Origin of the sequence: Pontibacter lucknowensis, assembly GCF_900156415.1 — a bacterium.
Taxonomy (GTDB): domain Bacteria; phylum Bacteroidota; class Bacteroidia; order Cytophagales; family Hymenobacteraceae; genus Pontibacter; species Pontibacter lucknowensis.
This window is the reverse complement of sequence record NZ_FTNM01000008.1, coordinates 1-11,804: the sequence shown is the minus strand read 5'-3', so window position 1 is coordinate 11,804 and position 11,804 is coordinate 1. Positions and strand designations below refer to the sequence as shown.

Annotated in this window: 10 protein-coding genes and 1 pseudogene; 8 read left to right on the top strand and 3 right to left on the bottom strand. The window is 47.9% G+C overall.

What is annotated here, in order from left to right:
• Nucleotides 1–199: 199 nt before the first annotated feature.
• Complete coding sequence (locus BW972_RS19385; RefSeq protein WP_076423333.1) at nucleotides 200–604, top strand: hypothetical protein; 405 nt, start codon at nucleotides 200–202, stop codon at nucleotides 602–604.
• A 288-nt stretch (nucleotides 605–892) separates the two neighbouring features.
• Here BW972_RS19385 and BW972_RS20105 read toward each other — a convergent pair.
• Both BW972_RS20105 and BW972_RS19375 read right to left on the bottom strand, forming a co-directional pair.
• Nucleotides 893–2,026 (bottom strand): annotated as a pseudogene (locus BW972_RS20105) (IS91 family transposase).
• Nucleotides 2,026–2,790, bottom strand: coding sequence for a tyrosine-type recombinase/integrase (locus BW972_RS19375; protein ID WP_083674281.1), 765 nt, complete (start codon nucleotides 2,788–2,790; stop codon nucleotides 2,026–2,028). Before BW972_RS19375 ends, BW972_RS20105 begins: the two are co-directional and overlap by 1 nt.
• Before the next feature lie 367 nt (nucleotides 2,791–3,157).
• Between BW972_RS19375 and BW972_RS19370 the strand changes: the two genes are divergently transcribed.
• Nucleotides 3,158–3,451, top strand: a complete 294-nt coding sequence (locus tag BW972_RS19370) for a type II toxin-antitoxin system HigB family toxin (protein WP_076423331.1) — start codon at nucleotides 3,158–3,160, stop codon at nucleotides 3,449–3,451.
• A 10-nt stretch (nucleotides 3,452–3,461) separates the two neighbouring features.
• The gene (locus tag BW972_RS19365) at nucleotides 3,462–3,818 is read left to right on the top strand and encodes a helix-turn-helix domain-containing protein (RefSeq protein ID WP_076423330.1); all 357 of its coding nucleotides are present in this window, start codon (nucleotides 3,462–3,464) and stop codon (nucleotides 3,816–3,818) included.
• A gap of 100 nt (nucleotides 3,819–3,918) precedes the next feature.
• Here the strand turns inward: BW972_RS19365 and BW972_RS19360 are convergent, their stop codons facing one another.
• A complete protein-coding gene (locus tag BW972_RS19360) occupies nucleotides 3,919–4,941 on the bottom strand; it encodes an IS110 family RNA-guided transposase (RefSeq protein WP_076423329.1) in 1,023 nt (340 codons plus the stop codon).
• Between the two features lie 270 nt (nucleotides 4,942–5,211).
• Here BW972_RS19360 and BW972_RS19355 point away from each other — a divergent pair, with 270 nt between their 5' ends.
• The 5 genes from BW972_RS19355 to BW972_RS19330 form a co-directional block, all read left to right on the top strand.
• Nucleotides 5,212–6,015, top strand: a complete 804-nt coding sequence (locus tag BW972_RS19355) for an SMI1/KNR4 family protein (protein WP_076423328.1) — start codon at nucleotides 5,212–5,214, stop codon at nucleotides 6,013–6,015.
• 571 nt (nucleotides 6,016–6,586) lie between these two features.
• Nucleotides 6,587–7,864 (top strand): TlpA family protein disulfide reductase, encoded by a 1,278-nt coding sequence (locus BW972_RS19345; protein ID WP_076423326.1) that lies wholly within the window; start codon nucleotides 6,587–6,589, stop codon nucleotides 7,862–7,864.
• A gap of 212 nt (nucleotides 7,865–8,076) precedes the next feature.
• A complete protein-coding gene (locus BW972_RS19340) occupies nucleotides 8,077–8,964 on the top strand; it encodes a dienelactone hydrolase family protein (RefSeq protein WP_076423325.1) in 888 nt (295 codons plus the stop codon).
• Nucleotides 8,965–8,997: 33 nt separating this feature from the next.
• Entirely contained in the window at nucleotides 8,998–9,504 is a 507-nt protein-coding gene (locus BW972_RS19335) for a GNAT family N-acetyltransferase (protein WP_234986462.1), read from the top strand.
• 120 nt (nucleotides 9,505–9,624) lie between these two features.
• Nucleotides 9,625–11,804 (top strand): NHL repeat-containing protein (locus BW972_RS19330; protein WP_143732163.1); only part of this gene is annotated, 2,180 nt, incomplete at its 3' end.

The following is an 11,804-nucleotide window of genomic DNA, read 5'->3' as shown; positions in this document are numbered from 1 at the left end:
TAAAGCCGCCATTTAGAAGGAGAAAATAACCCAACGAGCAGCTTGTTTTTCCCTCAATAAAAATAGAAATTCCACACAGTAACTACAAAAAAAGGAAAAACAAGCACGGATAACTACCCGAAGAAGACATCAATCCCTACAAAACCAACAGGACGTCTCCTTCCAATGATTGTTGGTGGTAATTTTAATCAATAGAAGAATGAATTTATACCTGTACCTTTCTTTCTTATCGCTTATTCTATCGTCCTTCACATTACAAAGTGAAAATAAGAAAGAAGTTGCGGGAACCTATGGTATAGGTGCATTTGAGTTCCTGTCCGTCTTGAAACTGAACGAAAATAAAGAGTTTGAATACAGGTATGCAGTCGGAGGGTGCCAAGCTGTGGTTACTGGTACATGGATGGAAGAAAGCGGAATAGTAAAGCTGACAAGCAATTCAGAGTTTTTGCCAAAGGACGATCCAGACCCGATGGCTCCTACTTATCCTGTTTTTGATAATACCAAGTGGAAGGTTAAAGCTAAAGGATTAAAACCAGTAGAAGAAATAGATACAGGTTGCTTTAAAACAAAAAAGCTCCACAAGAGAATAAAGAAGAAAGAATAACTTCCACCAACAACTAAGGCTTCGTTGGGTACGGAGTGCCGACAATGAAGCCGTGGTTGCACTAACCGTGCGACGCGTTATGGGTTTTAAGTCGGAAGAGGCTTGCCCCTGCGCTACTTGCCCCGGGCTTTCTGGTAGCCGGCTGGCCCATCGGATGTGGGCCTGGAGGGGTTGTTAAAGATACTTTCTGTTTTTCCCGGGAGAAGTTTCCTGCTCTTTACAAGGCCTTTGCTGCCGCAGGGGCATAGCTTCGCCAGGCCGCCTTCTCGGGCGGCTTTTTTTAACTTCTTACTCGAACTCCCGGTACCTGTGCTGCGTCCTCATCCCCTGTGGCGGCCCCCGTTTGGCCAGCACCTGGAGGGTGAGCATCGTCTCCTTTTTGCAGCAGGGGCAGAGCAAGGGGTTGTATTCCTCGAGGTCCCGCACTTCAACTTCCCGCCTTTTCTCCCCGGGCAGCTGCTCCCGGATCACGGGAATGGCCGCGCCCTTGCTAGTGCCGCTCAGAATGCCGTAGTGGCGGATGCGGACAAAGCCCCGTGGCAGGATGTGCAGGGCGAAGCGTCGGATAAACTCCATGCCTTCCAATTTCATCTCCAGCTTTTTGGCCCCCTGCCGGTAGTCCCTGTAGGAGAAGCTCACCGACTGCTCGCCCACCTCCTTTATCCGGTGGTTGGAGATGGCGATCTTGTGGGTATAGCGGCCCAGGTACTCCACCACGTGCCCGGGACCTGCGAATGGGCGCTTGGCATACACCACCCACCGTTTGCCGAACAGCGCCCTGATCAGCTCCTTGTCCGCCTCGGGCAATTTTTCCCTCAGCAGCTGCACCTACTTGGCACGGAAAACCAGGCTCATGGCCTTGACCGGGAAGAGGTACTTCCCCTTGCCGCGGGCTCCTTTCCACCTGCCGTTTTCACTGAGCCCGCCGCCGGGCACGACGCAGTGCAGGTGCGGGTGCAGCGAGAGGGTCTGGCCCCAGGTGTGGAGCACGGCCACCATGCCCGGCCTTGCCCCCAGGTGCTTTCGGTCAGAGGCGAAGGCAAGCAGCGTTGCCCAGGCGGCCTCAAAGAGGGTGTCGTAGACGAGCCTGGGCTGATGCATAGCCAGCTGGTTGAGCGTGTCGGGCAGGGTGAAGACCACGTGGAAGTAGGGCACGGGCAGGAGCTCGGCCTGCCGGGCCTGTATCCACTGCTCGCGCCTGCGGCCCCGGCACTTGGGGCAGTGGCGGTTGCGGCAGGAGTTGTAGCTGACGCGCACCTGGCCGCAATCAGAGCAGGCGTCCACGTGCCCGCCCATGGCCCGGGTGCGGCAGCGCATCAGGGCCGCCAGCGTGCGCAGCTGCCAGGAATTGACGCCGCCACAGTTCTCCACCTGGGGCCAGTGCGCCTGGAGCACATGGGCCACCTCGTGCTTGGCCCGCACTAGCAGTAGAGGGTATCCAGCGGGGAGAAGGGCTTTTTCCTGCCGCTCTGGGCCACGTGCAGGTAGACCATGGTGGTGTCGATGCAGGCGTGGCCCAGCAGGTCCTTGATCGAGACGATGTCCAGGCCGTCCTCCAAGAGGTGGGTGGCGTAAGTGTGGCGCAGGGTGTGCGGGGTGAGCTGCTTTTGGATGCCGGCCGCCTTTCTGGCCTCCCGCACTACCCACTGGATGCCAGCCGTGGTGTAGCGCCTGTCGCGCAGCCCCTGCTCGTTCTCCTGCACCTGTCCGTTGAAGAGCCACTGTTGCGGGCACTCGGACAGGATGTACTTTTCAAGGCCGCGGACCAGGTGCCCGCTCAGGGGCAGGTAGCGGTCCTTGCCCCCTTTCCCCTGGCGCACGTGCAGCATCCTGCGGTCAAAGTCCAGATCGGAGAGCTTCAGGTTGCACACCTCACTGCAGCGCAGCCCGCAGCCATAGAGGGTGGCGATGAGCACCCGGTGCTTGAGCAGTTTGGGCGCAGAGAGCAGTCTTTTGACCTCGGGTTTGCTGAGCACCACGGGCAACTTGCCCTCGCGCCTGAGGGCGGGCAGCTCGATGCGCTTGTCTTTCAATCCCTCCATGCGGAAGACGTAGCGCAGGGAGTAGACGGTGAACTTGAAGTAGGAGTTGGAGGGGGTGTTGTGCTCCTCTTTGACCAGGTAGAGGTAGTCGTTGAGCTGGTCTGGGTCCAGCTCGGTGGGCAGGCAGTTAAAGTGCAGGGCCACCCTGACCAGGTGGTGGCTGTAGTTTTTGAGCGTGCTCTGGCCCCGGCCCGAGACGGTGATTTTTTTTCGGAACTTCTCGTAAAGCTCGCGGAATCCCGCTACATTAGTACAGGCAGTCTGGATAAGGGTAGGCGCTTTTTTTTCATCTTATGTAAGAGTTAAGTGTGAATCAAAAGGTAACGCTTATCCGCTGCTTTTTAAAACCAGCTACCGAAGGTTTAGTGCAACACAGCACAGGCACCATGTTCGGCTAATGCCTCACCCGTTGCCTGTACGAGACCGTTAGAAAATATTTAATATAAAATCTTGCCTTTAAGTTACCAATATGGTAACTTTTTTGTTTAGTTTTGAGTTTTAAAATAAAGAAGTGAGAGTAATAGCAAAACGGACACTGCGGGATTTTTGGGAAAAGCATGCTGATAGTGAACAACAGCTAAAAGCCTGGTATAACGAGGCCGAGCAGGCAAATTGGACATCCCCAAACGACATAAAGAAAGACTACCCTTCAGCTAGCCTACTGGAGGACAACAGAATGGTCTTCAACATCAAGGGGAATAATTATAGGTTAATCGTCAGAATCAACTACAAGTATGGCATTGTTTGGATACGGTTCATCGGAACGCATGCCGAATATGACAAGGTTGATGCAACTAAAGTTTAAAGAATAAGAAATGAATATTAAGCTAATAAAAACAGAAGAAGACTATCAATTGGCCTTGCAAAGGTTGGAGGAAATATTCGACGCGGAACCCGACACTCAAGACGGCGATGAACTGGAGGTGCTTTCGTTCCTGATTGACTCCTATGAAAAGGAACATTTCCCGATTGAAGCACCAGACCCGATTGAAGCAGTAAAATTCAGAATGGAGCAACTCGGAATTAAGCAAAAGGATTTAGCCCAAGTTCTGGGTTTCAAAAGCAGGGTAAGCGAAGTATTGAATAGAAAAAGAAAGCTTACGCTGGAAATGATAAGGAGTCTGCATAAGACCTTGAATATTCCTACAAACGTGCTTATTCAGGAATACTAAATGAAAAACACTTTTCTAACACTGTATATACAAAATCCTTGCTCCGCTGCGGGTTATGTATATACTAACCGAAATCTATGATTAAAACAAGGGTTTTGCTCTAAATATTCTTCAATTTCAGTTCATAGGGCGTCCTCCGTTTCACCACCGCCACGATCTGGTGGAGGAGCTTGTTACGCACGGCATTGATGACGCTCATCTTGCTCTTTCCTTCTCCCACTTTCCGCTCGAAGTAGAGCCTGAACTCCTCATTGAAACGGACACTGTTGATGGCGGCCATGTGCAGGATGTGCTTGAGTTCTTTGTTGGCGAACTTGGAGACGCCTGTTCTGCCCATCACGCTCGTGCCGCTGCGGTACTCGAAGGGCGCCACCCCGCAGTAGCAGGCCAGCTTTCGCCCGTCGTCCATTTTAGTAAAGCCTTGCGTGTAGACCAAGAGTGAGATGGCCAGCACCTTTCCCACGCCCTTGATGCCCGTGAGCAGGTCGTATTTCTTCTTTAGCTCGCCGTCTTTGGCGATGAACTCCTGCATCTTCTCCTCCACCTGCTCCATGCTTTCCTCTATTCCTTTGATGGCCTTCTTATTCACCTGCTCGAGTGTTTTGCCAGACACCGGATCTACCGCTATGAGTTCTTTGATGGTGACTTTAATACTCTGCAATGCCTTTAGCAATCTGCCCCTGTTTGCCTGCAGATCCTTTAAGCGTTCCAGCGTCACACCAGAGAGGTTCAGGCACCTGGCCTCGCGCTGGTGCAAGAGGGCGTAGCGGGCGATGCGCTGGGCGTCCACCTTGTCATCCTTGCCGCGTACCATGCCGATGCTTCTTTTGATCTGCAGGGCGCTCTCCATCCACACCTGCACATCCCGAGCCAACAGATAATGGACCACCTGTCGGGTGTAGAGGCCCGTGTGCTCCAGGCAGCAGAGCGTGTCAGCTCCCGCCTCGCAGCCGTGCTGCTTGAGCCAGGCCTTCATGCGGCGGAAGCCCGAGGGGTTGTTGTTTAGCTTGTGGCAAAGCTGAAGTTTGTCACTGACTCTGACCAGGCACACATCCAGGCTGTCTTTTGATACATCGATGCCCAAGATGAAGGACGGGGCTTGCAGATTGATAGGCTTTTCCATATCTTTTGTTTAAGTTATGCAAGCTGCGGATCGAAACCTTTATAATGGGCCCAAAGCGTCCCGAAAATCTATATGACCCCTGCCTGCGGGTTTATAAAAAGAGCAGCCAGTCTGAATCGGCTGTTAGGACCAGTCTCGCCTTGTTAGCGGGTAGTGCACTGGCTGCTCTGAAGGTATAAAAGCAATACCTCTATACCTGGTAAAAGGGTGCTGCGCGTATAGGAAAAATAATATCGGGTTAATCTAAAGGTTATGTTCAATTGGTAAATAATGAATGAATTGGAATCAATCTGGGAAAAGCCTGCCTACTTACCTTATCTTCAACCACCATTGACAGCTGAGATACTTGAAGACGCAGAGAAGAAAATCGGGTACAAACTGCCAAATGAATATATCGAACTTGTAAAAACACAGAATGGCGGTTATATCAGGAAAACGCTAGCAGATTTTGAACATAATCTTATTTATGGTATCGGACCACATTACCCTTCCTTAACCAATGTTGATTGGTCGGAATATTATGACTGGGTAGGTTTCGAATTAGACGGGCTTATCCCATTTGACGACGACGGGCATTTTTTTATGTGCCTCGATTACAGACAGAACAGGCTAAATCCGCAAATTACTCTGACTGTACCAGAGAGTGGGATTCAAACCGTGGTAGCAAATTCTTTCGCTGAATACTTATCTAAGTTAGTTGTTAAAACTAATGGAGAGTTCGTGATAGAAACCAACGAATCAATTGAGGAAGTTGCTAAAGATATAGAGCAAAGTTTAGGTATCGAATTTGAAGATCCTAACTCTTATGATTATGGCTATCCGACGTATCGGAGTACTATAAATGGACAATGGGTGTGGCTCAGTCCAAACTTAGTACCTAAAGGATTCGTGAGAAGAGATGATGATAGGTATAACGAACTGAAGCAACTGGCAAACGGTGAAGCTACAAGGTTCCCTGAAATTGCAAAAGGTAGTTTGTTGATTAGTTTTTCAGATGAAGAAACTGAAAAAAGGGCTTTAGCTAAATTAAGGAAAAGCTTTAAAGCCGTCAGACCTATAAGTGAGTTTGTTTAAAAACAAAAGAACATAACCCAGCCTATAAGTTATGCTTCGGCTTCGCCTTGCACACCTTATCAGGCAAACCCGTTGTGGCATATCAAGATTAAGAAATTTGGTAGTATTAAGGACAAAAGCAGCTCTAATTGAAGGGAGGCATCTTCCAGAATTTGAACTGAATCAGGGAGAGCTTATGTCGCTGTTGGTCGACTCTATGGAGATCGCGCTAATTCTGAAAGACTACCTGATTGGAAAGAAGCAGCATCCCAATGTGCAGCTTTTAAAATCCTTTGCCTTTGTTGAGCAACTGTATTATCTATGATGTTACAGGTATGGACCCTTTAGGAGCAGAGCGACTTCACAACATTGTACTGAAAGAAATAAAGATTCACGGGGGAGCTGCAATAGAGATGAATGTACCGACCTTCAACGGGAAGCGCTATTTCCCAAAAGCAGACAAATTGGTTGAAGTAACAATACCAAACCAAAATAGAGTATAGCAGGTTTGCTGCGGCTACGCCTCGTTCACAGTTTGCAATAACAGGCTAGCTATCAATCCCTGAAGCCATATTAAAATAATAACCAGTTCATGCACAAACTGATTCTGATTACCGTCATTCTAGCAATTTTTTCGGTTAGCTCGGGCTATTCACAAAACAGACAAAGCAAAACCGTAAAACTCAACAAGCAAGCTGTCATCAAACGTAATGAGGGAATACAACTCTTTGTGTTAAATGGAAGTCAGATAGAAAAGGGCAACAAAAGTGTTCCTGTTAAATTGCCGGTGAACTTCCCAAGTTCTGCAGAGAATGCCTATTTCTTCTTCCAGTATGAGGCAGCCGGTTCAGATTTGGGTGTGGTACTGGTGGCAGACTACAAATCTGCTTCGCCTGTTCTTTACTTTGACAGCAACAACAACTCCGACTTTAGCGATGACGGGCAACCCGTCACTTTCAGAGATGGGAAAGCGGAGTTAAGTTTTCATAATCAGAGGCAGCCTAGAGGGAAAACGACTCTGTCTTTCGCCAAACATATAATGGATGATGAAACGGAGAAAGGATACCTTGAGATGCAGAAACTTCTTTACAAAAGCCCGAAAGCGCAGTTCACGCTTCCAAGATACTGGCTCTCCATGAACCCGATTGCCAAAGTGGGGTACTTTCGCTTAAACGGCATAGATTATACCATTGGCTTCTGTGATGTGAACAATGACGGCATCATATCCAAAAAGTACATTGATGGAGAATTTTATATCGGGGACAGGCTACTCCTGGCTGAGGGCAAGCAGGATACACTCGATGAAAATTTCCACAAGAATGGTTATAAAATCTTTGAGGACGTGATAGCCTTTAGCAAGGCGAACATAAAGATAGAAGAGTTTGACTCACTCGGTTCTTATGTCAGAGTTAGCTCAACTGAGCAGCCCGCCACTGTGAGCAGAATTAAGGAAGGTGACATCCTGCCCAGCTTTAGCTATAAACTTATCGATAATACAACTACCCATGACGTCTATGCACTGAAGGGAAACGGGAAGTACAAGCTGATTGAGTTTTGGGGCACGTGGTGCAGGGGCTGTGTTCAGCTAATCCCTGATCTCCGCACTCTGTATGCAGAATACGGGGACAGGCTCGACATCCTTTCCCTTAACTTCAATGACAGTGATTTGGAAAAAGTGGCTAAGTTCATTGATGCAAAAGAAATGACTTGGAAGCAGGGTTTGTCCACACTTGAGCTGAACAGGAAGCTTGGGGTGAACATGTTTCCTTACTCCATTCTTGTGGATGAGAACTTCAAAATTATAGCTATAAAAATTCAACCCTCTCTTGTAAAGGAGCATATTTCAAAAGCATCAGCAAATACTAAATAAAAGGCTGTTGTACATTATCGGCTGCGCCTCTTTAGTGGCCTTTACAAAACTTTACCCTCCTTATCACAATCAAAATATTCTTGTTCTTAGTAGCCTATTATTCCACTCACTTTCACTACCTTAAAGGATGTTTTAGTGCTTTGCAAAAACTGGCAGGTATAGCATTCAGCCTCTTATACGCACATTAATCTGAAGCAAAACAGAAAACTTATATGGACGAGATCAAAAAGGAAGATATTAAACAGGAAGTGTTTGACCTGTACGACGACTATGCCCACGACCGCATCAACCGGCGCGATTTTATGCAAAAGCTCTCGATCTATGCCGTAGGTGGACTCACGGTGGCCTCGCTCGCGAGTTTTCTGATGCCGGATTACAAAAACAAAGTCCAACTGGCTGCGGACGATCCGCGCATTATATCCGAGTACACCACGTACCAGTCTCCTAAAGGTGGCGGCCCGATTAAGGCACTTTTGTCGATGCCGGCGGATGCGAAGAACCGGCTCGGGGGTGTGGTAGTGGTGCACGAAAACCGAGGGCTGAATCCGCATATAGAGGATGTGGCCCGGAGAGCAGCACTCGCTGGATTCATCTCCCTCGCACCAGACGCCCTCACGCCGCTTGGAGGCTACCCGGGCACGGATGACGAGGGTCGTACTTTGCAAAGCCAGCGCGATCGTAACGAAATGCTCGAGGACTTTATAGCAGCACACGAGTACCTCAAGAACCATAAAAACTGCAATGGCAAAGCCGGTGTGGTGGGTTTCTGCTTCGGCGGTTGGATTGCCAACATGATGGCCGTGCGTATACCTGACCTGGCAGCAGCCGTTCCGTTCTACGGGGGGCAGGCGCCGGTTGAGGATGTGCCGAAAATAAAGGCTCCCCTCCTGCTGCATTACGCCGAGCACGATACCCGTGTAAATGAAGGTTGGCCGGCTTATGAAGCGGCTTTGAAAACCCACAACAAGCAGTACACCGCACACTTTTACCCAGGCACCAACCACGGCTTCCATAACGACACCACACCCCGTTACGACAAAGCAGCCGCCGAACTGGCCTGGCAGCGTACCGTTGATTTCTTCAAGCAGCATTTAAAGTAACATCACGCAGAAAGTGATTTTTAAAGCAGGTAGATGATGAATTTCAAACTGCGTCCCTGGACCATGGATGACCTTGACAGTCTGGTAAAATACGCTGACAATTTCAACATTGCCCGAAACATGGCGGATGTGTTTCCGCATCCTTATACCTATGAGAAAGGCAAGGCTTTTTTGGAGATGGTGACACAGGGCAACCCGCCCCATATTCTTACAATCGAGGTGGAAGGCGAAGCCGCAGGCGGTATAGGCATACACCTTCAGGCAGACATCTACCGGAAAAATGCGGAGATGGGCTACTGGCTTGCGGAGCCCTTTTGGGGCAAAGGCATCGTAACGGAGGCGATCCGCCAGATGGTGGATTACGGCTTTGCCAATTGGGACATCAACCGCATTTTCGCCCGTCCTTTCGGGTATAACATCGCCTCGCAGCGGGCACTTGAAAAAGCCGGTTTCGTGCTGGAAGCAAAGCTGGAGAAGACCTTTTACAAAAATGGCGAGTATCAGGATGAGCTGATCTATGCTGTCAGGCGGCCTGCGTGATGGCTAAGGTATAACATAAGGCGTTTAGCAAAAAAGCTGAGCACACATGTGCTTCAATAGCTATATGTTTATACTTTAATAACTACATTTACAGGACAATAGCCTTTTTATTTTTAGCCTATGAGGACAACTTTACAAGCTTTAGTATTTCTTCTTATCCTATTTCCATTCTCTTTTACCTACGCTCAAGAATCATCCTTTGAGTACAAATGGACTATCGGAACACCTATAGGATACCCTAGGGACGTTGCGGTGGACAGAGCTGGTAATGTTCTCATTCTGCAGAGTGACCATATCACGAAAACCAGTCCAGATGGACAATATCTTGAACGAATAGATATTAAGAAAAACCGACCACTTATGTCTGCTCGCTCTATTGTGCTTGACAGCGAAGACAACATTTATGTAGATGAGTCCTACTCTAAAAGTGTAATCAAATACAGCCCGTCCGGTGATCCTCTTTTTGCGGTGGGCAAGGTTGATAATCCAACTACAACGCAAACGTATACAGGCAAGCTGGCTATTGATGAAGATGATAATTTGTATATAGCAAATAGCTCAAAAAAACACATCGATAAATTTGATTCACAAGGCCGATTTATAAAAACGTTAGGTTCAGGGACTGATGTCGGTGGGGAGATAGAATACATTATAGAAATTGGTGTTGACGGAGCTGGCAACCTTTATGTCCTAGATGCTAAGAGTGTCTTTAGCACCACTCAATCTGTCCATAAATATTCCTCTACAGGCGAATATTTACAAAAATTCGATGTAAAGCAGGCAGGGCCTAGCTGGAACCCTAATGATATAACAAGTATGGCTGTCAGAAAAGATGGCGGCTTTTACACTGTGTATGATTATCACAGGCAGATACTACAATTTGACGCTAATGGGGTTTTAGTAAAAAAATTTGCAGGTCATGGTGGGGGTGTCGATGGCAATTTACATGGCACAGCTGTGAGGTTAGCTGTAGACCGGGAAGGAAATGTTTATGCTTGCGACGATCACTGGTCAGAAAGAACGGTAAACAAATACACCCATGATGGCAGGTATATTCGGAAATATGGCCAGGAGTATAGATTTGAACCTCCTATCTACGACAGGAAGAATAATATCTATGCCATCTCAGGAAATATCTCTGCTTACGATATTGAGATTCATAAATACAATCCATCTACAGAACTTGAACTAAGATTTGCTCCTGTTTTTGAGAAAGAGTACTTTTCAAGCCCTTCGTCTATGCTCCTTGCAGTTGACCAGGATGAAAACATCTATTATCTAAAACAGAATTCAGATAAGCAGCAAATTGATAAGTACAATAGAACTGGCCAGTTGGTCAATACTCTGCAAGTGTCGCTTGTTCATGAGAACACCACGTATGGATCAGTGAAGGGTATGTTCGTCGATAGTAAAGGCATCATCCACTTAGTTAAAAAGACGACAGATAAAGGTGGTATCTATTTATCCAGACTAAACCAGCAGGGTGACATGGTCGGCCAACCTATAAGGTTAGGGAAAGGTAAAATCCATTTTTATTCACTGGGTTACATAGTTTTTGATGACTTGGGATTTGTATATACCCAAGACTCCAGGGGGCATCGAATACGAAAATTCAGCCCTTATGGTGACTTGCTTTTAGCCTATGGAGACACATCTCTCAACAAAGAACACAACGGTGGTAATTTCTCAGTAGATAACCATGGAAATGCTTACTGGTCAGTGCAGCACAATTACTCGTCTGAAAGAGCTATCGATATACATAAACATAATGGAGAACCGAGTGAGCGATTAGTAGTAACCAACGGGAAAGTTGGCGTGAACAAATCTGGAACTGTGATCGCTGCCCTACTATTTGACGGTACCATTGCACTCTACAAAAGGAAACAAGCAGTCCCTCAGAGTTATATTACGGGTAAGATATTTACTCCTACCAACAATTTATGCGAACCTGAGTCTTCAACAGGTTTAGCTGGTATAGTTGTGAAAGCAGAACCCGGGCCCTATTACGGAATCTCTGACGAATCAGGCAGCTACACGCTTGCGGTAGAACCTGGTGATTACAGAGTAAGTCAGATGCTTGGAAATCAAGTTGGAATAGATGTTAGGGAATTATGCAGTACAACTATTGATGTAGCAGCAACTCAGGCTGGTAATTTTGCTAAAGGACCCGATTTCTGGAATAAGGTAACGCTCTCCCCCTACCTGTCGGTGAGCGTCTCCTCCACCCGCCGTCGCCGCTGCTTCGAGAGCACCACCACCGTACGCTACGAAAACGCCGGCTTCGCCACCGCCCCCGACGC

Coding starts and splice junctions, on each gene's coding strand:
- BW972_RS19385 (WP_076423333.1), top strand. CDS start 200: ATGAATTTATACCTGTACCTTTCTTTCTTATCGCTTATTCTATCGTCC.
- BW972_RS19365 (WP_076423330.1), top strand. CDS start 3,462: ATGAATATTAAGCTAATAAAAACAGAAGAAGACTATCAATTGGCCTTG.
- BW972_RS19360 (WP_076423329.1), bottom strand. CDS start 4,941: ATGGAAAAGCCTATCAATCTGCAAGCCCCGTCCTTCATCTTGGGCATC.
- BW972_RS19355 (WP_076423328.1), top strand. CDS start 5,212: ATGAATGAATTGGAATCAATCTGGGAAAAGCCTGCCTACTTACCTTAT.
- BW972_RS19345 (WP_076423326.1), top strand. CDS start 6,587: ATGCACAAACTGATTCTGATTACCGTCATTCTAGCAATTTTTTCGGTT.
- BW972_RS19340 (WP_076423325.1), top strand. CDS start 8,077: ATGGACGAGATCAAAAAGGAAGATATTAAACAGGAAGTGTTTGACCTG.
- BW972_RS19335 (WP_234986462.1), top strand. CDS start 8,998: ATGATGAATTTCAAACTGCGTCCCTGGACCATGGATGACCTTGACAGT.